The 20,925-nt window shown below is 35.4% G+C and carries 28 protein-coding genes; 10 read left to right on the forward strand and 18 right to left on the reverse strand.

The window, feature by feature from the left end:
* The first annotated feature begins 97 nt into the window (after positions 1 to 97).
* The 4 genes from plsY (at position 98) to M948_RS36005 (ending at position 2,256) form a co-directional block, all read left to right on the forward strand.
* Complete coding sequence (plsY, locus tag M948_RS35995; protein ID WP_021291357.1) at positions 98 to 679, forward strand: glycerol-3-phosphate 1-O-acyltransferase PlsY; 582 nt, start codon at positions 98 to 100, stop codon at positions 677 to 679.
* Positions 680 to 756: 77 nt separating this feature from the next.
* Positions 757 to 1,683 (forward strand): GTP cyclohydrolase FolE2, encoded by a 927-nt coding sequence (folE2, locus tag M948_RS36000; protein WP_021291358.1) that lies wholly within the window; start codon positions 757 to 759, stop codon positions 1,681 to 1,683.
* A gap of 17 nt (positions 1,684 to 1,700) precedes the next feature.
* Positions 1,701 to 1,925 (forward strand): membrane protein insertion efficiency factor YidD, encoded by a 225-nt coding sequence (gene yidD, locus M948_RS42885; RefSeq protein ID WP_038244018.1) that lies wholly within the window; start codon positions 1,701 to 1,703, stop codon positions 1,923 to 1,925.
* A 31-nt stretch (positions 1,926 to 1,956) separates the two neighbouring features.
* A complete protein-coding gene (locus M948_RS36005; RefSeq protein ID WP_021291359.1) occupies positions 1,957 to 2,256 on the forward strand; it encodes a HesB/YadR/YfhF family protein in 300 nt (99 codons plus the stop codon).
* A 36-nt stretch (positions 2,257 to 2,292) separates the two neighbouring features.
* Here M948_RS36005 and M948_RS36010 read toward each other — a convergent pair whose 3' ends face one another.
* The 7 genes from M948_RS36010 to M948_RS36035 all read right to left on the reverse strand — a co-directional run bounded on the left by M948_RS36010 (position 2,293) and on the right by M948_RS36035 (position 8,540).
* Positions 2,293 to 2,595, reverse strand: a complete 303-nt coding sequence (locus tag M948_RS36010; RefSeq protein WP_021291360.1) for a hypothetical protein — start codon at positions 2,593 to 2,595, stop codon at positions 2,293 to 2,295.
* 2 nt (positions 2,596 to 2,597) lie between these two features.
* Complete coding sequence (locus M948_RS36015; protein ID WP_021291361.1) at positions 2,598 to 3,020, reverse strand: acyl-CoA thioesterase; 423 nt, start codon at positions 3,018 to 3,020, stop codon at positions 2,598 to 2,600.
* 109 nt (positions 3,021 to 3,129) lie between these two features.
* Positions 3,130 to 3,357 carry a small acid-soluble spore protein Tlp gene (tlp, locus tag M948_RS36020; protein ID WP_021291362.1) on the reverse strand — a complete coding sequence of 76 codons (228 nt, stop codon included), beginning with the start codon at positions 3,355 to 3,357 and terminating at the stop codon, positions 3,130 to 3,132.
* Between the two features lie 113 nt (positions 3,358 to 3,470).
* Complete coding sequence (locus M948_RS43850) at positions 3,471 to 3,614, reverse strand: FbpB family small basic protein (RefSeq protein WP_074436678.1); 144 nt, start codon at positions 3,612 to 3,614, stop codon at positions 3,471 to 3,473.
* Positions 3,615 to 3,670: 56 nt separating this feature from the next.
* Entirely contained in the window at positions 3,671 to 4,267 is a 597-nt protein-coding gene (locus tag M948_RS36025; protein WP_021291363.1) for a TlpA family protein disulfide reductase, read from the reverse strand.
* A gap of 197 nt (positions 4,268 to 4,464) precedes the next feature.
* Entirely contained in the window at positions 4,465 to 7,176 is a 2,712-nt protein-coding gene (acnA, locus tag M948_RS36030) for an aconitate hydratase AcnA (protein WP_021291364.1), read from the reverse strand.
* A 239-nt stretch (positions 7,177 to 7,415) separates the two neighbouring features.
* On the reverse strand, positions 7,416 to 8,540 hold the full coding sequence (locus M948_RS36035; RefSeq protein WP_231378685.1) for an ATP-binding protein: 1,125 nt from the start codon (positions 8,538 to 8,540) through the stop codon (positions 7,416 to 7,418).
* Between the two features lie 249 nt (positions 8,541 to 8,789).
* Here M948_RS36035 and M948_RS36040 point away from each other — a divergent pair, with 249 nt between their 5' ends.
* A complete protein-coding gene (locus tag M948_RS36040) occupies positions 8,790 to 9,263 on the forward strand; it encodes a DUF2621 family protein (protein WP_021291366.1) in 474 nt (157 codons plus the stop codon).
* Positions 9,264 to 9,289: 26 nt separating this feature from the next.
* On the opposite strand, the gene M948_RS36045 is transcribed toward M948_RS36040, so the two are convergent.
* From M948_RS36045 to M948_RS36085, 9 genes are all read right to left on the reverse strand, one after another.
* A complete protein-coding gene (locus tag M948_RS36045; protein WP_021291367.1) occupies positions 9,290 to 9,769 on the reverse strand; it encodes a CcdC family protein in 480 nt (159 codons plus the stop codon).
* A gap of 23 nt (positions 9,770 to 9,792) precedes the next feature.
* Positions 9,793 to 10,179: a response regulator gene (locus tag M948_RS36050; protein ID WP_021291368.1), complete on the reverse strand. Its 387-nt coding sequence runs from the start codon at positions 10,177 to 10,179 to the stop codon at positions 9,793 to 9,795.
* A gap of 14 nt (positions 10,180 to 10,193) precedes the next feature.
* Positions 10,194 to 10,622: a Na(+)/H(+) antiporter subunit B gene (locus tag M948_RS36055; protein WP_021291369.1), complete on the reverse strand. Its 429-nt coding sequence runs from the start codon at positions 10,620 to 10,622 to the stop codon at positions 10,194 to 10,196.
* A gap of 65 nt (positions 10,623 to 10,687) precedes the next feature.
* Entirely contained in the window at positions 10,688 to 11,392 is a 705-nt protein-coding gene (locus M948_RS36060; RefSeq protein ID WP_021291370.1) for a cytochrome c biogenesis CcdA family protein, read from the reverse strand.
* A 185-nt stretch (positions 11,393 to 11,577) separates the two neighbouring features.
* The gene (locus M948_RS36065; RefSeq protein WP_021291371.1) at positions 11,578 to 11,799 is read right to left on the reverse strand and encodes a YneF family protein; all 222 of its coding nucleotides are present in this window, start codon (positions 11,797 to 11,799) and stop codon (positions 11,578 to 11,580) included.
* Between the two features lie 45 nt (positions 11,800 to 11,844).
* Positions 11,845 to 12,303, reverse strand: coding sequence for a sporulation inhibitor of replication protein SirA (gene sirA / locus M948_RS36070; protein ID WP_021291372.1), 459 nt, complete (start codon positions 12,301 to 12,303; stop codon positions 11,845 to 11,847).
* A 138-nt stretch (positions 12,304 to 12,441) separates the two neighbouring features.
* Positions 12,442 to 14,445 (reverse strand): transketolase, encoded by a 2,004-nt coding sequence (gene tkt, locus M948_RS36075; protein ID WP_021291373.1) that lies wholly within the window; start codon positions 14,443 to 14,445, stop codon positions 12,442 to 12,444.
* Positions 14,446 to 14,558: 113 nt separating this feature from the next.
* Positions 14,559 to 14,789, reverse strand: a complete 231-nt coding sequence (locus tag M948_RS36080) for a DUF896 domain-containing protein (protein WP_021291374.1) — start codon at positions 14,787 to 14,789, stop codon at positions 14,559 to 14,561.
* 121 nt (positions 14,790 to 14,910) lie between these two features.
* Complete coding sequence (locus tag M948_RS36085; protein WP_021291375.1) at positions 14,911 to 15,549, reverse strand: YneB family resolvase-like protein; 639 nt, start codon at positions 15,547 to 15,549, stop codon at positions 14,911 to 14,913.
* Positions 15,550 to 15,832: 283 nt separating this feature from the next.
* Between M948_RS36085 and lexA the strand changes: the two genes are divergently transcribed.
* The 4 genes from lexA (at position 15,833) to M948_RS36105 (ending at position 17,950) form a co-directional block, all read left to right on the forward strand.
* Positions 15,833 to 16,456 (forward strand): transcriptional repressor LexA, encoded by a 624-nt coding sequence (gene lexA / locus M948_RS36090; protein ID WP_021291377.1) that lies wholly within the window; start codon positions 15,833 to 15,835, stop codon positions 16,454 to 16,456.
* 447 nt (positions 16,457 to 16,903) lie between these two features.
* Positions 16,904 to 17,206 carry a hypothetical protein gene (locus tag M948_RS36095; protein WP_021291379.1) on the forward strand — a complete coding sequence of 101 codons (303 nt, stop codon included), beginning with the start codon at positions 16,904 to 16,906 and terminating at the stop codon, positions 17,204 to 17,206.
* Positions 17,207 to 17,270: 64 nt separating this feature from the next.
* The gene (locus M948_RS36100; RefSeq protein WP_021291380.1) at positions 17,271 to 17,570 is read left to right on the forward strand and encodes a hypothetical protein; all 300 of its coding nucleotides are present in this window, start codon (positions 17,271 to 17,273) and stop codon (positions 17,568 to 17,570) included.
* A gap of 137 nt (positions 17,571 to 17,707) precedes the next feature.
* Positions 17,708 to 17,950 carry a hypothetical protein gene (locus tag M948_RS36105; RefSeq protein ID WP_021291381.1) on the forward strand — a complete coding sequence of 81 codons (243 nt, stop codon included), beginning with the start codon at positions 17,708 to 17,710 and terminating at the stop codon, positions 17,948 to 17,950.
* A 10-nt stretch (positions 17,951 to 17,960) separates the two neighbouring features.
* On the opposite strand, the gene M948_RS36110 is transcribed toward M948_RS36105, so the two are convergent.
* Positions 17,961 to 18,821: a manganese catalase family protein gene (locus M948_RS36110; protein WP_021291382.1), complete on the reverse strand. Its 861-nt coding sequence runs from the start codon at positions 18,819 to 18,821 to the stop codon at positions 17,961 to 17,963.
* Between the two features lie 248 nt (positions 18,822 to 19,069).
* On the opposite strand from M948_RS36110, the gene M948_RS36115 reads away from it, so the two are divergent.
* Positions 19,070 to 19,684 carry a hypothetical protein gene (locus tag M948_RS36115; RefSeq protein ID WP_021291383.1) on the forward strand — a complete coding sequence of 205 codons (615 nt, stop codon included), beginning with the start codon at positions 19,070 to 19,072 and terminating at the stop codon, positions 19,682 to 19,684.
* A 579-nt stretch (positions 19,685 to 20,263) separates the two neighbouring features.
* On the opposite strand, the gene M948_RS36120 is transcribed toward M948_RS36115, so the two are convergent.
* Positions 20,264 to 20,614 (reverse strand): DUF2200 domain-containing protein, encoded by a 351-nt coding sequence (locus tag M948_RS36120; protein WP_021291384.1) that lies wholly within the window; start codon positions 20,612 to 20,614, stop codon positions 20,264 to 20,266.
* Between the last annotated feature and the right edge of the window lie 311 nt (positions 20,615 to 20,925).

The raw sequence follows: 20,925 nt of genomic DNA on the forward strand, positions 1-20,925 counted from the left end.
ATGCTAAAATAAGAAAAGCCTATTTTTTATAGTTTTAAACAGAGATTGATTCACATATCGTTGATAAATTATCATAATTGGGAAAGTAGGAATGCATATGGAATATATTATTTTTGCTATTATTGCTTACTTATTAGGATCCATTCCTTCTGCACTTATAGTTGGAAAAGTTGGTTATAATAAAGACATTCGGTTGCATGGAAGTGGGAATTTAGGAGCAACCAATACCTTTCGTGTACTTGGAATCAAGGCTGGAATAATTGTGACTTTAGCCGATATATTAAAAGGTACAGTAGCAACTCTAATCCCTCTCTTCATGGATGCGGATGTTTATCGGCTTGTCATCGGGCTATTTGCTGTATTAGGCCATACGTATCCTATTTTTGCTAAATTCAAAGGCGGTAAAGCCGTTGCCACTTCCGGCGGGATTATACTTGGTATTAACCCATTATTGTTTTTAATTATGATCTTAACTTTTATTATTAGTCTGTATTTGTCAAAATATGTTTCACTTTCATCCATCATTACTGGAGTCGTTTCAATTATTGCTTCGATTTTCTTTCATAATATCGGACTTTTTATTGTTATTACGGTACTAACTATTTTTGTCATTTATCGGCATTGGGATAACTTAAAGCGAATTAAAAACAAAACAGAACCAAAAATCACATGGATGTAGGAGCACCAAGCCAGAAAATTGAATCTTAAAATGCGGTAAAGTATACTTTTATTATTGAAGAGAAAGGGGACGATGTTATGGAAAACACAAAAACATTCCCACAGAAAAAATTACCTAGCAAAGCACAACGTCATAAATTATTTGGTTCTGTAATGCCGGTCCCAAGATCAAAACCTGTTGATAAAGTTCATATGGCAGATTTACAGAATACAAAAAAAGACTTTTTGTTTGATTTGGATGCCGTCGGAATTACGAAAGTTAAACATCCAATTACGATATATAGTTCAATAGCACCAACTGTTCAAACAAGTATCGGTGAGTTTACTTTTAGTTCTAGCTTAAGCCATTCCAATAAAGGAACCAATATGAGTCGATTTAATGAACAATTAGCTAAGTATCATCGACAAGGGTTTTCCACTGATCTAACGACATTAAAAACCTTTACAAAAGAGTTAGCTGAACGTTTGGACCAGCAAGATGCGTCTTTAAGAGTCGATTATACTTGGTTTTATGAGCGCAATGCTCCAGACACACAACTTGCGGGACTAAACCATGCCGATGTTTCGATTAGCGTAAACTACGACAAGCAACAAGGTTATGATATTCGTTTATCTTTATCTGTTTCTATTACAACACTTTGTCCTTGTTCTAAAGAAATAAGTGAATACAGTGCACATAATCAGCGAGGCAATGTAACGATGGATGTGAAGATTATTGAAGATTTTGATGAAACAACATCCGACTGGAAAAAAATCTTACTAGAAGCTGCTGAGAGTAACGCAAGTGCAAGGCTGCACCCTATTCTGAAACGTACCGATGAAAAAATGGTAACAGAACAAGCTTATGAAAACCCCCGGTTTGTGGAAGATATGGTACGATTAGTTGCTGCTGATCTATATGAGGTCTCAGAAATTAGACAGTTCAAAGTAACTTGTCAAAATGAAGAATCGATTCATATGCATGATGCAGTGGCTTCTGTTACCTACGATAAAGATAATGAATGATAAAAAGAAGGGTAAATATGAAGTATATTTTCATTGGCTTAATAAAATTTTATCGTTCGGCGATTAGTCCTTTTAAGCCTCCTACTTGCCGATTTTATCCGACTTGCTCTGAGTATGGTTTAGAAGCTTATCGGCGATTTGGTTTTTTTAAAGGAAGTTACTTGACAATAATACGAATCAGTAAATGCCATCCTTTTCATCGCGGTGGTGTAGACTACGTACCAGAAGAAAAAAAGAAATAAGGTACTTCCAGTCATAAAGGAGCTGTTTTTCATGAACATACAAATTAGCAAAGAAGCTGCAAAATGGTATAAAAAAGAATTTGATATCGAGGAAGATGAATCTCATATGCGCTTTTTCGTGAGATATGGCGGTATTGGAGGAAATGTGCCTGGGTTTTCATTAGGGGTAAGCAAGGAACAGCCCGTTGATATGCATACTTCTACGGAAGTAGAAGGGATTACATTCTTTATAGAAGGAAAAGATGCTTGGTATTTCGATGATAAAGACCTTAAAATTAATCTTAATCATAAGCAATACGAACCAGAAATGAAATACATTCAAACTAAATAAGCCTATATATTAAAAAGAGCTTGAAACAAGCTCTTTTTAATATAATTGAAACCGATTTATTTGTTCCCACTGTTGTTCTTTATTTAAGATAAAACGCTGTTTCTCTCCAAATAAATCGAAATGTGGGTAATTGTCCTTTTGATCAATCCATTGTGGTGACAGATGATAATTTCTGCCCCACGCCTGTAATTTATGTATATCCTGACACCCCACCTTTGTTACGGTTGTACAATCAGGAAATCGCTCATCCAACCAGTAATGCGTTAAAAAAGCAATTTCTCCAGCTTCTACTTGTTTTTTCCAATTCCTTAGTTCCTGGCGATTGATTCCAAATGCCATATTTATTCTCCTTTGAGTTGTTTCATATATGCTTGATGCCAAGCTGGAAAAGTTTTTCTTAAAGATAAAGGGCGAAATGAATCTTTCTTAACAATTACATGCTCAGTAGTTCCACTTACCGCTATTTCATCTTTTTCGTTTCGTATACAGTAGCCGTATGTGGTTCGAATGCCATTGTAAGCTTCCAACCATGTTTCTATACAAACTTTTTCGCCATAACGAATAGGTCTTTTAAATTGAACATTCGCATTGGTAACAGGAGAAACAATGTCATGCTTTTCCATATCTGTATATTGAAATCCAAGACTTTCAATCAGTTTTGTTCTGCCTATCTCAAACCAAACTAAATAATTTGCATGATAGACTACTCCCATTTGATCTGTTTCTTGATATCTTACTTCAATTGGTGTCTTTACTTTTTGCACGATATTTCCTCCCGTAGTCGTTCTCCCTAATTAGCTTAACATAAATGGAGAAGATCGTAATTTAGAAAGACTCAAAAAACCCGAATGCATGCTGCATTCGGGAATCAAGTTATTGATTATCTCGATGTTCGTCTTTGATTTCTTCTCTCATTCCTTCTATCGCTTGTTCTCTCCGTTTATTCTTTGCTTCTATTGCTTCTTTCTCTTCACCTGATGAAAATTGCATGGTTTCATGTGCTTCTTCTATATTTTGAATTGTATTCTGAACCATGTCTTGCAATTTTTCTTCATTATCACTACGATCATCCGGCTTTGCTCGGTACTTATCTTCGGCCATTTGTTTCACTCCTTTCAATTATCTGCTCCTATTTTTTCAAGTATGCTGTTCATTATACCTAGAAAAAACTTCCACAAAAAAATAACCGCTCCCTTTTGGTAACGGTTAACTAATTATTGTGCTTCTTTTTGTTGGTTCGATTTTCGTTTGCGTTCCAACTGATCTTCAATTCGATCTAATAAATACCTATCTTTTAAAATCTGTTGTCTATTCTCTTTTACCAGTTCATCAAATGTTCGTTTTTTCTTTAAAGAAATGGCTACTCACTCCTTTTTAAAAGAAGCATTTCCAATTCTTTAACAATCTATACGTGTTAATTAAATGAATTAACCGTATCTTCCATAAATTCATAATCCATTGGGCCAGGCTTAATCTGCTGAATATTGCCTTCACTATCAATAAAATAAGTGGTAGGAACAGTTACTACTTGGTAAGCGTTACGAGCATCGGACTTCCGATCCAATGGAATTGGATACGAATATTTATATTTCTCATTATACGTATGTACATCTTCTTCCTTTTTTTCAGAATCTGTTAAATTAACAGCTACAATCTCTACTTCTTCTTGATGATCATTATAAAATTTTTCCATAGCAGGCATTTCTTCACGGCAAGGTGGACACCAGGTTGCCCAAAAGTTTAAGATTACTTTTTTACCACGTAATTCAGACAGTTGCAGTGTTTCTCCATTTAATGTTTCTAATGTAAAATCAGGAGCAGTATTACCTACTTTTAGCATGTTTTCTTCATCCACCGAAGAAATCGAGCCTCCCTGTGTTTCTGAATCACCACTATCATTATACGCATTGGATTCGTCTGATGCGGTTTGATTTTGTTGCTCTATATAGTTAAAGAGAACAATACCAGCCAATACTACAATTACTACAACTCCAAATATCTTTTTATACATATGAAGGACTCCTTGCTTTTAATAATACCTCTATTCAGATATATAAATGCTAATTCAAATAGTATGGAAAAATCAATGCTTTGTAAAGCTCACTACATTAACTTTCGAAAAATAGTCATGTTTTCCTGCTATTTTCATTCTACAAAAAAGTCTCTGTGAGTATGACTCAACAGAGACTTTTTTCCAGATATATATTTCTATACTTCTAACTTATTACGTAGAACCATTTGTAAAATACCACCATGACGATAGTAGTCAACCTCTACCTCACTATCAAAACGTGCAACAGCATTGAATACCGTTGTTTGACCATCTTCATCTACGGCAGTAATTTTAACAAGATCATGTGGTTTCACATTTTCATCAATATCAACAGTAAATGATTCTTTACCTGTTAGACCTAGCTTATCTGCGCTTTCCCCATTTTCAAATTGTAATGGCAGTACACCCATCATTACTAAGTTGGAACGGTGAATTCGTTCAAAGCTTTCAGCGATAACCGTTTTAATACCTAAAAGATTTGTTCCTTTAGCTGCCCAGTCACGTGAAGATCCCATACCATAGTCTTTTCCACCAATAACGATGAGACCTGTACCATCTTGTTGATACTTCATCGCTGCATCATAAATAGGCATGATTTCTTCTGTTGGCCAATACGTTGTATAGCCACCTTCTGTTCCTGGTGCAAGTAAATTACGAATTCGGATGTTTGCAAAAGTACCACGCATCATAACTTCATGATTTCCTCTACGAGAGCCATAGGAGTTAAAGTTACGTGGAGAAACACCTTTATCTTGTAAGAATTTTCCTGCTGGCATATCTTTAGCAATTGCACCCGCTGGAGAGATATGGTCTGTTGTTACTGAATCACCAAACTTACCAATTGCACGTAAATTTTCTAATGGCTTTACAGAATCAGCATTCTTTGCCAGTCCTTCAAAGAACGGTGGATTTTGAATATAGGTAGATTCACTGTCCCAATCAAACAATGGTTCATCTGTTGTATCAATTTCATTCCAACGCTCATTCGAGCTAAATACATCTTCATATTCTTTACGGAAAATTTCTGGTTGAACCACTTTCTCCACTTGTTCTTTAATCTCATCCATTGTTGGCCAGATCTCATTCATATGAACAGGCTTTCCGTCTTTATCTGTGCCCAACGCATCCTTCGTAAGGTCAATATCAACTGTACCAGCAAGTGCGTAAGCCACAACTAAAGGAGGAGAGGCCAAATAGTTTGCTTTCACCAATGGATGGATCCTTCCTTCAAAGTTACGGTTTCCTGATAGAACAGATGACACTGTCAGGTCGTTATCCATAATTGCTTGCTCAATTTCCTCACGTAAAGGTCCGGAGTTACCAATACAAGTTGTACAACCGTACCCAACTAAGTTAAAACCTAATTTATCTAAATACGGCATTAATCCTGCATCTTCTAAATAACGGGTAACTACCTTTGAACCTGGTGCTAGTGAGGTTTTCACATAATCAGGAACCAATAATCCTTTTTCTACCGCATTTTTTGCAAGCAAACCTGCTCCAAGCATTACATACGGATTGGACGTGTTTGTACATGAAGTAATAGCTGCAATTGCTAATGCACCTGTTTTCATAACCGAAGAATTACCATTCGGATGCTCAACTACTGCTTCTTTCTTAAATTCTGATTTATCAAGACCGAAGCCTTGGTTTCCAGAAGGTGCAGTAACTGCTTTATTAAACTCTTTTTTCATGTTAGATAGTGCAATTAAGTCCTGAGGTCGCTTTGGACCAGATAAATTTGGTTCGAGTTCTGATAAATTAATCTCTACTAACTCTGTATACTCAGGATCTTTTTCTTCAGAAGAATACCATAGGTTGTTTAATTTACAATACTTCTCTACTAGATTAATTTGATCTTCACTTCTACCAGTTAACCGAAGATAATTTAATGATTCTTCATCTACAGGGAAGAATCCGCAAGTTGCTCCATACTCTGGCGCCATATTTGATATCGTTGCTCGGTCTGCAAGTGGCATATCTTTTAATCCAGGACCGAAATATTCGACAAATTTACCTACCACATTCTTTTCGCGAAGTACTTGGGTTACCTTCAATGCTAAGTCTGTAGCAGTCGTTCCATTTGGGAAGCTCCCAGTAAACTTAACACCAATAACTTCTGGTGCAGGGAAATAAGAAGGCTGTCCGAGCATACCTGCTTCAGCTTCAATTCCTCCAACACCCCAGCCAAGTACTCCAAGGCCGTTAATCATCGTAGTGTGTGAATCCGTTCCCACAAGTGTATCTGGAAAAGCATCATATTCCCCGTTCTCATTCTCCAATCCGTGAACTACATTGGCAATGTACTCTAGATTTACTTGATGCACGATACCAGTTGCAGGTGGAACAGCACGATAATTGTCAAATGCTTTTTGCGCCCAATTCAAGAATTCATATCGTTCTGCGTTTCGTTCAAATTCTAAATCCATATTTGCTTTAAGTGCATTTTTTGTACCATATTGATCAACTTGTACCGAATGGTCAATAACCAAGTCTACTGGAACCTCTGGATTAATTTCATTCGGTTCGCCACCCATATCAACCATTGCTTTTCGTAACGAAGCTAAATCAACTACGGCTGGTACGCCAGTAAAGTCTTGTAAGATAACACGAGATGGTTTAAATGGTACATCTACTCCATCTCCCTCTTTGCTACCCCATTTGGTTAGTTTTTCAATATGTTCTTCTTTAATTTGATGCCCATCTTGCTGGCGAACAAGGGATTCTAAAAGGACGCGGACTGAAAATGGCAGACGTCCAATTTCCCCTAATCCAGCTTCTTCCAATGTTTTCAGTTGATAATAATTGTAAGTTTTTCCATTGAGTTCAAATTGCTTTTTTGCATTAAATGAATTACTCTTCCCCATGTTTGTACCCCTTTCATCATACGTTGTCGCAAATTGTAACAATCGGCAATACGTATCACTATCTTTGAAACTATAAAAATCAAAAAACTCTTACTCACTTCTTCTATATTAAAGGATATGGCAACATAAAACAAACCATTAACCCTTTAATCCCTATAGCAATAATTTATGAGATGCGATAAGTATTACTTATACATAATTCTGCATCTCCTCATAACTTATTATCAATGAAACTTATATTAATTCATAATCACAGGAAAAAGGATGCGAAATGTACTACCCATTTGTTCATTCGCTTTAATCTCAAGAAATGCATGATGTCTTTCTAATATTTGTTTTGTAATCATGATACCCAGACCAGTACCGCTTTGTTTTGTTGTAAAAAAAGGTTCTCCTAATTTATGTATAATCTCTTCTGGAATGCCCGGACCTTCATCAACAATATTAATCTCTACATGGGTATCTGTGGAATGTGTAATTAGTCGAATCTTCCCACCATCATCCATAGCTTCAATTGCATTTTTCACTAAATTTATAAGTACTTGTTTTACTTGTGATCGATCACAGAATATCTGTTCTTTCTTAGATATCGTATATTCAATTTCAATATTCTTCATTTTTGCCTGGGGTTGCAATAAGACAACGACATCGTGAATCATCGCAGCTATGGATTCCATTTTCTTATTATCTGTTAACGGCTTTGAAATGAAAAGCAGCTCTGAAGTGATGGTTTCCATCTTTTCTATTTCTTCTATCATAATGTTATAGTATTCTTCTTTACGTTTTACACCAGCCTGCAGTAATTGTAAAAACCCCTTTAGCGAAGTTAGCGGATTTCTGATTTCATGAGCAATCCCAGCTGCTAGTTGACCAGCAACTGACATCTTTTCAGATCGAATCATCATCTCCTCTACCTCTTTTTTATCACGAATATCGGCAATTGTGGCTAAATAATAAGTTCTACCATTCTCCTGATCTACGATTTTTGCAGCAGAACACTCAGACCAAATATACTTTCCATCCCTATTTACTACGTTCATTGTAAAACTTTGCGTCTGAGTATGTGTTTCATCAAAATTGTCTTTCATATAACTTGCGTCTTCAGCAGAAATCAACTCATGCCATAACTTTCCCACTAAATCAGATGGGTGGTATCCAAGGATCGATTCGACTGTTTTAGAAACATAAGTAAGCCTCCCTAATGCATCCAAAACTAGAATGATATCATGACTATTATTTTCAACCCATGCAAGCATAAATGAAGGCAGTGAGGATAATTGTGGGTTATTCAGCTGCGTTGGTTCTGTTTCAGCAATATGGATAGTCTCCTTATCATCCCTCATTCGGTTATCGTACCCCATCATTTTTCCCCCTTTATTCGCAAATTTCAACAATTCCTTTCTTCTACAGACTATGATATGATGTAATCTTTGATAGTATGACACTTGTTTGTAAAGCTTTTTCAACTTATAATAATATTATCTACGTACATAACTAAACATCCAATTATTAGTAATCTTACTATAAGTGATCAAAAAAATAAATTAAATAATTAAAAATTTTGTCACATTCCTGCGAATTTTTGGGAAAAAATAGAAGAATAAGGTGAAATTATGTCGGTTATTGTTGATTATTTAATAATTATCTGGTGCTTTTTGATGATTGGGCTTATGACAATCGGTGGTTTTTTCATGTTCCGAAAATTTCTTAAAAAACTCCCAAAAAAAGATGGTAAATCAACGATGGATTGGGAGGAATACTATGTTAATAAAACAAAGGATATGTGGAATGAAAAGGAGAAAGATTTATTAGAAGAATTAGTAGCTCCGGTTCCGGAATTATTCCGTGATGTAGCTCGACATAAAATAGCTAGTAAAATTGGAGAAGTTGCGCTTATGAAGAATCAGCAAGTGATTAATCAAGAAACATTAATTGAAGGCTATATCATTGCAACTCCTAAGCGTGACCATAAGTTCTTACGAAAGAAATTAGCACAGAAGAACATTGATACTGCCCCTTATGAGCAATTTTTTCTTCAATCGAAGGAAGATTACCAAAATAACTGGGAAACCAATTATCGCAAATAAAAGCGCCAGGATTATCCTGGCGCTTTTTATGAATTTATTTTCATATTTAACTGCTTCTCCAGTTGTAGATATTTATAAAGCATAGCCAGCCTCCAAGTTACAATCATTCCGAAAGCTAACATGAAAAACATTCCGCTCGTTTCTCCAACTGATATATGGCTTCCAATCGCAACTTTAACAGCAATTCGAAAAATAAGTAGACCACATAGAATAAAAATAAACGATTTTGAAGGGATTAAATAGATATCTTGATCCCTTATTTCAAACTTGGATGTTTTTATTAAAAAGATAGAACAAATCATTCCAACTGCAATTGCTTCAACTACCTGATACCAGCTTATTTGAAATACGGGAAACAAAAACATTAGCGCACCTGTACTCATAAAAAATGGAGGTAGAATAATTTTCTTTACGGAAGCAGGTTTCTTAGCAGCTTTTAGCCGTATAAAAATCATAGATACCGCCATAATAGCAGCACCTACTGTCGTTGCAATGAACCAAAACATTATGTAATCACTCTTTCTATTGCCTAATTACTCGTCATGGATTCATCCTGTAAATTCAGCACGCGATTGACTGTATCAATTACACGATTCTCATCAAAAGGCTTCATAATAAAGTCTCTGGCACCCGATTCTATCGCTTCAACGACAACCTTTTGTTGACCCATTGCAGAGCACACAATAATAATTGCGTTTTCATCCATATTCATAATTGCTTTAATGGCGTCTATGCCGTTCATGACTGGCATAGTTATATCCATCAGTACTAAGTCTGGTCGCAATTCTTGATAGAGACTGATCGCTTCTTCTCCATTTTCTGCTTCCCCAATTATTTCATGTTGTTTATGCTTCAATAAGGTAGAAAGGGTTGTTCGCATAAATTTAGCATCATCCACAACTAAAATCTTGCTCATCGCCTTCCCTCCTACTATTTCTTATCATTGGCTATCGTTAAGATAATTGTCATCATAACACCCACGACGGTTAAATAAACTCCTACATCAAAGATCATTGCCGTTGCTAATTCTATCTCCCCAAAAATAGGAAAGTGAAAGTAATCAAATGTTTGTGATAGAAATGGAACATCAAATAGGAAAGATCCTACTCCAGTACCAACAGCAATAGCAAGCCCTATTGGAATTAATTTTGTAAAATTAATTGGTAATACTTTCTTAACAACGTCAAACCCATAAGACATATTCATTAGTAGGATGGCACCTGATGTCATTAAACCACCTACAAATCCACCGCCCGGAGAATTATGACCAGCAAGCAGTAAATAAACAGCAAATCCTAGTAATATAAAGGCAATTAGAGATGTAGTGGTGCGTAGGATAAGATCGTTCGTTTTGTACATAGTGTGTTGCCCCTTTTTATAGCGTATATATTATTTATTTTAATATAAAAATAAAAGAAAATCCATTAGAAACCAGTAAAGCCAAATAATCCAGCCAAATAGGAAGTTAAAGCGGTCATCCAATCAAAGAAGAGAGCAACCCCCATAAAAATCATAATATAACCACCAATCTTTACTAGGTTTGAGCTATGTTTCTTGATCCAAGTAAGTCGACCAATAAAGAAAGACAAAAGAAAGAAAGGTACAGAAAAACCTAAGATATAACTGATCATCATGAGCATACCCGTATCCGGATTAGTAGCTGCTAACGATAGTACAATTCCTAATATAGGACCAGTACAAGGTGTCCACCCTAATGAAAACGCTAACCCAATTAAAAAGGAACCAGCAAACCCGGCAGGCCGATTTTTAAAAGTGATTTTTTTATTTTTCATCAAAAAATCAAAATTTAATACACCAATAATTACTAATCCGAAAAAGATAATTAGGATTGCACCTATTTGCCGAATAATATCCTGATACATTAATAAGAATTGCGAAAAGCTGGAGCTTACAAAGCCCATCATAATAAACACTGCAGAAAAACCTAATAGAAAGAACAGTGTATGTAAGATACTTCTAACGTTAAGCATTTTATTATCATCTTTTAATTCACTTACACTCATCCCTGTTATATAAGAAAGAAAAGCTGGATAAAGCGGTAATACACAAGGAGAGATAAAAGAGAGAAATCCTGCTCCAAAGGCAATAAATATATTTATTTCAGACATTGTCCCCCTCCTTCTATTTTGATGTGTTCATTGTATCAAATGACAAGCCTGCTTACGTTATTTATATTTGACAATAAACCAAAAATTCATTATTTTTTTCAATAGAATACCCCTTACTTCATAGAGTTACAAAAGTAAGGGGTATATTTGACGCTATGAACGCTTCTAAGTATATCAATAAGTGCCTATTTTCCTGATTGATTGTTCATTGCACGCATCATTTGATTAATTTTCTTTTGTGATGGCTTTTGCCCCATTTGCATCATTAACGTACGAAGCATTTGCTCATTAATTGGCGGATTCTTTTTTAAATAGCTCATCATATATTTTCTCGCAATGAAAAATCCAAGAGCAACACCAGCAATTAATGCTGCTATAGCAATTAGTACGACCCAAATCGTGTCCATGTAAAGCTTTCCTCCTTCGTGTTGTCTCCTATACAGTATAGTAAATCAAAGAAAAGAATACAATACTTGTTCCCTTCCTGTTTTACTGTATCTCAGAAGTGGTGCTATCCAACCAAAATTTTGAATATTATCTCCAACGATGAAGAGTAATGGCTGAAATTGGCGTAACATCGGGAAAAGCAACGCTTCTGCATCCTGTAATGTTTTACAACGAAATTTTAATTGTTTTTCACTCATATGTAAAGAAATATAGGTTTCTTTGTTATATATTTTTAAAGTATGATGGTTATCTTGCTTCATCATAGTAAATGTTTCATTTTTTTTGAGGTAATCAATGACTACATTTTCATTAAATTCATACGTAATAAATTTAAACTGTTTAGATAAATCCTCTCTTTCTGGATCTGTTTGATAATCTTTGAAGAATCGATATAAGATGCCACTTTTATGGAAGTAATGGGTAGCTACTTCTTCTTTTATCCAAAATATAGAATACGTATACATAGTCTTTTCCTCCTCTATAAAAACTATTATTACGTATTCTAATTTAAAAATCTGTCAGTTTGTATTACAAAAAACCACTTCTTTTGTCGAAGCCAAAAAAAGATGGTCTAAACAATATAGACCATCTTTATATATGCATTAATCTACGTAAGATTCTACCTGTTTAACAACATTATCTACAGTAAATCCATATTCTTCTATTACTTTTTCTCCTTTAGCAGAAGCGCCAAATGTATCAATACCAATTACTTTTCCATGTTCACCTACGAAACGTTCCCAGCCAAATGGAGAAGCCATTTCGATTGCAACACGGTTCTTCACTTCTGCAGGAAGGATCTTTTGCTTATACGTATCATCTTGAGAATTAAAACGGTCCCAAGATGGCATGCTTACAACTCGTACATCCATACCTTTTTCTTTTAATGCAGCTTGAGATTTAATTGCTAATTGAACTTCAGAGCCTGTTGCAATTAAGATTGCATCTGGTGTCACTTTTTCAGCGTCACTTATAACATATGCTCCTTGTTTTACACCTTCATATGCATTGTCTTTCGTTCCTTCTAAAGTAGGAAGATTTTGTCTGCTTAATACAAGCGCTGTTGGCGTATCAGTTGATTCTAATGCTAAGCGCCAAGCAGCTTGAGTTTCATTCCCATCTGCTGGTCTGATTAGCGATAGACCTGGCATTGCTCGTAATGAAGCTAATTGTTCAATTGGTTCGTGTGTTGGACCGTCTTCACCAACTGCGATCGAATCATGAGTGAATACATAGGTTACTGGCATATTCATAATAGAAGATAGTCGTACTGCAGGTCGTAAATAATCACTAAATACAAAGAATGTACCAGCATAAACATTCAATCCACCATGCAATGCCATTCCATTTAATGCAGCGCCCATAGCATGTTCACGGACACCAAACCAAATATTCCTTCCTGCATAATGATTACGTGAGAAATCATTTTCTTCATTAATCGTCGTCTTATTTGAACCTGCTAAATCAGCACTGCCGCCAAAGAAGTTTGGAACTGTATCAGCAATGGCATTAAGTACTTTCCCAGATGAAGCACGAGTAGCTAATGTATCCTGCTCTGGTTCAAATACTGGTAATTCTTTTTCCCATCCTGCTGGTAAATCACCTTTTAATGCTAATTCAAATTCTTGTGCAAGTTCCGGATATGTTTCCTTGTAAGAATCCAATAACTTGTTCCATGATGCTTCCGCTTCAGCACCATCTTTTACAATTTTTTCATTAAAATCTTCATAAACTTCCTCAGGGACATGAAACTCATCATGGGTCCATTTATAGAATTCTTTTGTTAATTTTACTTCATCTCCACCTAATGGTGCGCCATGAGATGCAGCTGATGCTGATTTATTCGGTGAACCATATCCAATAATGGTTTTCACTTCAATCAAAGTAGGCTGTTCTGTATTTTCTTGAGCTAATTTGATGGCATTTCGTATAGCATCTAGATCATTTCCATCTTTTACTGTTAAGACTTGCCATCCATAAGCTTTGAAACGCTCTTCTGTATTATCAGAGAAAGAACGATCTAAATCACCATCAAGTGAGATATCATTCGAATCATATAAGGCAATTAATTTCCCTAATCCTAAATGGCCTGCTAAGGAAGCAGCCTCATGGGAAATACCTTCCATCAAATCACCGTCACTTACAATAGCATAGGTGTAGTGATCAACAATGTTGAAGTTGTCTTTATTGAATTTCGCTGAAAGATGCGCTTCAGCCATTGCCATTCCAACAGACATTGCAATACCTTGTCCAAGTGGACCTGTTGTCGCTTCTACCCCATCCGTATGATGTACCTCCGGGTGCCCAGGAGTTTTAGATCCCCATTGACGGAAGCCTTTCAGATCATCAATGGTTACATTATACCCTGATAAGTGCAACAGACTATAAAGCAGCATTGAACCATGTCCAGCTGAAAGAACAAAGCGGTCGCGATTGAACCACTTAGAATGCTTCGGATTATGATTCATAAAATCAGTCCAAAGTGTATAAGCCATAGGTGCTGCACCCATTGGCAAACCTGGATGACCAGAATTAGCATTTTCAATAGCATCAATCGACAACGTACGAATTGTATTAATAGATTGTTGCTCAATAGTATTCGACATAATAAACCCCTTCCACTTTTTCATCATTGTACTCTTATCATTTTATAACGAAACATTAGTTGCCACAAGCAAAAACAACATTTTCGTTAATTTGTTTTTCTTTTCCTTTATTTTTATTCTTTATCTTTTTTTTGCATATCCTTTACTTTTTGAGGTGTTACATCGTTCCCTTTTGGATCTACCACCTTCATTGATTTAAATTGGTTTTTGAAGGAACTTCGTACATTTTTTAAGTACTCTTGGCGTAATGTTTGTTGTTCCTTCTTCTCCTTATCGGTTAGCCCATCAGCTTTTGCCTTTTTTGCTAACGCATTAATACGTTCGATTTTTTCTTTAGAAAGCATATATATAACCTCCATTAGAGTTTATCAGTGACTTCCGAATTCTTAGTGTTGTTCAACATAAAAAGGCAAGAACACAAACGTTGCTCTTGCCTTTATATCTTACCTATACCCTATCATATATTCAAGTATTTTGAAACTCTTGGTACCTGCGATGAACCGTTGCCTTGGATACAGAATAACCTAAACCATTTAAAGTTGTGGCTATTTCTTTGAAGGTTAAGTTATTTTGTCTTAATCGTACTACCTCTTCTATTGGGAATGTTTTTCTTTCTCTTCCTGGGGCTTTATTTTGGTTAGCTAGATTTTTAGTTGGATCATAGCCATCTTGAATTGCTTTATTCATCCCTCTTTTTATTTTTGCATTATGTATTTTACGTTGGTATTCTTCTACAATCCCAACAATTTGTAATACCATTGAATCCGCCTCGGATAATTCCAGTTTTCCTTCATGATAAGAGGTATAGATAGGTATCTCTAATTTATGTAAATGATGGAAAAGCGCAATCTTGGTGTTTCCCCTTCCTAAACGAGTTTCATCTTGAATAAGTAAGCAATCTGCCTTCCCATCAGAAATTAATTCAAGTATCTCAAATATACCTTCACGATCTACTTTATATCCACTTTCTTGTTCCTGAATACAAGTTACCACTGTAAACTGATGGCTTGCAGCCAATTCTAATAACTCATCTTTTTGTCTTGCTAATGATGTTTCTTGTTCCTTTTTATCTGTACTTACTCTACAGTATATAATGGCGCGCAAAATACCAATCTCCTATCCAAATTCCTTAACTTGTAATAATAGAATAATATAAGAAACCTAAAGTTAGTGCAAAGGCTATGAGGTAAAATGCGTCTGTTTTTGTCAGTTTCTGAAACATTGCAAAAATCCCTCCTCATCATTTAGAACAGTTGTTCGTTTTCCTGTTTATAGTATTACACGAACATATGATCTTGTCAACCGATTTTTCGAACGAACGTTTGCATTTAGAATTACCCGATGGTAAACTAGTAATAATTAATTCTATGCGCGAGGTGATCAATGCATGACCAAACTATCAAAAAGACAACAAATGATACTTGATTATATTAAAGATGAAGTAACGAAAAAAGGATATCCGCCTTCTGTCCGTGAAATCGCTGAAGCTGTTGGTCTAGCATCTAGTTCAACTGTTCATGGACATTTATCAAGAATAGAAAGTAAGGGGTATATTCGCAGAGACCCTACGAAACCACGAGCAATTGAAGTGATTGATCTTTCAGACGATAGTCAAATTCCTAGAGAGGAAGCGAGGTATGCCCCAGTTATTGGTAAAGTTACGGCTGGATTACCGATAACAGCGGTAGAAAATATTGAAGAATTTATTCCGCTTCCAACTACTAGTGCCAATCCAGAAGATAATTTATTTGTATTGGTGATTGAAGGTGAAAGTATGATTGAAGCGGGAATTTTAGATGGGGATATGGTTATTGTTAAGCAGCAAAACACAGCACAAAATAGTGATATTGTTGTTGCGATGACAGATGAAGATGAAGCAACTGTGAAACGATTCTTTAAAGAAAAAGACCACATACGTCTCCAACCTGAAAATGCAATGATGGAACCATTAATTTATGATAATGTTACCATCCTAGGGAAGGTAATTGGATTATATCGTACTATTCATTAAAAACTGCCGCTTGGCAGTTTTTTTGCTACAACAGTAATCAAGTGGTAAACAAAAACCGCATCTTCAAATAAGGAAGACCAAGTATAGGAGAGCTGTTTATGAAAGACAAACTATTGCTTGTCGGTCCATGTCCGACCTACAAGCTATTATCATTGAAGGTATTAATTAAGACAACTGCCTTTTTCCTAACAGCTGTTTTACATATTTCCCTTATCTGAATGCCTATTACGGGCTGGTCATCTTCGCTAGTTTCTCCTCTATTACCCATAAATGAGCCAAATACTTCCTAGACAGTTACCTTATTTTCAATTACCAAAACCTTGTATTCTATGGATTTACGTCATCTTTTCTAGTAAAACAAACTTTTGACATAAGACACAAGCCATTTCAGCTTCTCGTTGCTTGAATATAATAGCATTATCTCAACGAAAAGGAGGAAAAGATGATATGTGGAGAAAGCATAACTGTGGAAGAAACAACCGCGTTTTTGACAACTCTAATGACGATGTAGAAGGTGTAACTGATGCTAATGGTGATAGCTTCGACGGAGAATTCTTCTTTAACGAAAACGATAACGACAATGATAACGACAACGATTTAAAGAACAAAAATCGTAATTTTAACTTTGCAAAAGTCTCTAATAGCGGTAATTCCTATGTGAAATGTGGTTCAGATTCTGATGAAGAATCCGAAGCTGGTGATTCAGATAGAAAGAAGAAGAAGAAGAAAAAGAAGAAATGTGACTATTAAGCATTAAGAAAGTGGGATATGTCTCATATCCCACTACCTTTATTTAGAAAGTGAGGGAAACTCATTGCCAAGAGCAAACAATTTATTTCCAATCCGGCCGAATGAAAATGGTCACTCCGATAATCAAATTTCAAACAAATCTACCGTAAGACACAGCGGTAATTCCGATGTAGATGTAAATGTAATTGTAGATACAACACCGATGGCTTATGCTATGCTTTGCTCAATGTTAGCTTCAAAGCAGATATCCGATCGTGAGTTTGATGATGCTGTGAAGAAGCTAGACGATTTAATTTCTAAAAGAAAAAAACCATCTGTCAAAGAAGTTAATGATATCATCCGACCAAATCAAACAAATCGATGAAATTAAGAAGGCTCCCTTCTTAATTTCTACATATATCTACACTTTTAAATTTTTGTAAAAAATAGGTTATATAGCTATTTTATATGCAGCCACTTTGCTATAATTACTTGGTATTTACATCGTAAGAGAGTGATTAAATGATGGAAAGATATTTAAAAAATGCTATACATATGAAATGTTCTTTAATTGAGATCAGCTTACTTATTGAACTAAACAAGAATTATCCCAAATTTATTGCAATAGATGATGTACAAAGCAATGAGGATCGACATCATATTGCCTATTATTTAAAATGTTTAAAAGAAAAAGGATTCGTGGAAGAAAGAATAGGTGAATTATATAAAATAAAAAAAGAAGAAAATTGGTATCTTTGGAAATGATGAAAAACTATTATTTCATACTTGGTCCGGGCGGATCATCAGATTTACGAAGCGCCCACAGCGGTGTATCGTAAATATATGGTGGTGCTGGTTCTAAATGAGGTACTCCTCCAAAAGCAATTGGTCGATCTACGTAGTTGAATGTACCATATCCGTCCATACTCGGGCCATGAGCCCAGCGTCCCTCGGCGCTTGCGTCTCCCTGAGATAGATTAAATAGCGTATAGGAAACTTGTTGTTTCTCTAATTCTCTAGGAAACGTGCTTGGTACTACAATGTTTTCTTTTTCTTCCAATTCACATATAGCTGCATACCATTGATTTTGATGCATCGTATCGCGGGCTAACAACCAGGAGAGCATATCACGAACACCAGCATCATTCGTCATTTCATATAGTCGAGCTACTTGCAGGCGGCCTTGAGATTCTGCATTTAGATTTGCTCTGAAATCAGCTAACAAGTTTCCACTTGCCGCTACATAACTAGCCGTCCATCGGTTTCCTACACTATCTACAGGCATAGCACCTAACCCAGAAACAATAGCTTGCTGCGGATTCGTTCCACCTATAATCGCAGCAACTACCGGATCTTTCACTGCATCTTCCAATTCTACATCTGGAGCACCATCTAATAACCTAGCTATCATGGTTGCAATCATCTCAACATGAGCAATTTCTTCCGTTCCTGTATCCATTAATAAATCTTTATACTTCCCATCCCCTCTTGTATTCCAACCTTGAAATAAGTATTGCATCATAACCGAAATTTCGCCAAACTGCCCTCCTAAAATTTCCTGCAGTTTCTTGGCATATACAGGATCAGGTCGATCTGGTTTAGCATGGTATTGTAATTCCTTCACATGATAAAACATGCGGTACACTCCCTTATTGTAAATTGTCATTATACTTCCAACTTACAATATGTCGTATAATAGTTGTCTTATGTGTTATTTATATAAATCAATTTTTCACCATCGTCTGACCTAATACTCTTCCTTTGAACTGAGTAATTCGCCTGTCAATAAGATGGCAATCTAATTTAAAAACCTTCGATTTACTTTGAATACATATAAAGGACTTGACAATAATAAAAACAACTTTGCTTATGAGGGAGATTCATATGGTTACCAATGAAGAAATACTTCAAAAATCTAAAGAATTGAACAACTTAGACTTAAATAAATGGCTTAATCAGGAATTATTTTCCCTTCAGTGGTTTTTAATTGTCATTTTAGTACTTGTTTGTTATGTCTTATTTTTTTACTTTGTGGACAAACAGCGATTAATAGAGATACTCCTTTTTGGTTCTTTCGTGTCCGTGTTATTTATAGTTTATCATTCAATTGGAGATTACTTTGGTTACTGGGCGAGTTATATAACTTTGTCTCCTGTTAAACCAGATTTTTTCGGAGATGTCTTTACAGATGTCCCCTTAATTACTATGTTAATATATCAATTCTCATCTTCATGGAAAAAATTTCTACTTATATATATAGGTTTTTCCGTTTTACTTATATTTGGATACTACAATTATGTCTTAGTGAACATAAATGCTTTTGCCTACTTAAAACCATCTGCGACAACCCTTGATTTTATTTCCATGTTACTAATTGGTATTGTTCCTCGTGGCATTATGGTCTATCTATTTAAAATCGAAGCGCGAAATGGAAATAGGAATGCAGAACATTCATTATCAAATCTTATAGCAGAACCCATTACTAATAGAGAGAAATAGAGGGTTGTCGTTTTTTCTGAAATCCTATATTTTAAACGCGTTTTACCGTAACACTACCTGCTAGTTCTAACCTACAATTGTATTATCTATAGCTAGATCAAAAAAGGTAATTCTTTTCCAATGTTTGTCCCTAATATGGTTTGCTATTTTTGTTAGTTGATAGCTTTATTAATTCCTTTAGGGTAAACAAAGAAGTAACAGCCATAGAGATGCCGTATATATAATGCTGTCCTGAAAAATTTAAAAATGCTACGAAAATGCAAAGAAAAACCGATATAATACATGGTACTGGTTTCAAACTTTCACCACTTTTATTAATTACTAGGATTAACAGCTTCTTTCAACAAAACTGTTTTAAATCGATTGTCGAAACTATTATTTAGAATAGATGCTACTTACACCATAATTTGTAACCTATATGTAAGATTTTGTCTTCCATCGGCTCTTACGTCTAAAGAATTCTGTGTTGAGGGTGTGGCAGTTCAATATACGCTTTTTTGTACCCTTCACATCTAATCCGCAAAAAAAACACCGCTTCTTTCTATTTCTATTACAGAATCAGTGATCTCTGGTTTATCATTAGTTTCGTAAAATCTTCTCCATCGCTTTACCTTTCGCTAATTCATCGATCAGTTTATCTAAATAGCGAATTTCCTGCATTGTTGATTCTTCAATGTCTTCCACTCGAACACCGCAAATTACACCTTTGATTAAAGTTCGAGAAGCATTCAGTTGAGGAGCTTCCGCAAAAAAGTTTTCAAAGCTTATCTGCTTTTCCAGTTGCGCTTCTAACTCTCCCTGGCTATATCCTGTCAACCAACGGATGATTTCATCGACTTCTGCTTTCGTCCTTCCTTTTTTCTCCACCTTTGTAACATAATGCGGATAGACACTTGCGAAACTCATTGTATAAATCCGATGTTTCGTCATGATACACATCCTCGTTTATGGTTTTCTTCATTTTATCACAAAACTAATCAGGCAACACCTAACACAGTGTCTGATACTTGTCCTAAATATTAATTGTTCTACTCTTTTTTAATGCATTTTTTATAAAAACTATAGCTCTGGATAGATACAACCTCTCTTATCAACTACTAAAATCCTTAAATGTAATGATTCAAGAGGATCATTATTCTAAAAGAAAAGGCTATTTCGCTAAAGCCCTCCTTCATTGAATTGTACTGTCAACATACCAAATTCTATTATTACACCAACTATTTCTTCTATTCTCTCCAAGT

The sequence above is a fragment of the Virgibacillus sp. CM-4 genome, assembly GCF_000445495.1.
GTDB lineage: Bacteria > Bacillota > Bacilli > Bacillales > Amphibacillaceae > Virgibacillus > Virgibacillus salexigens.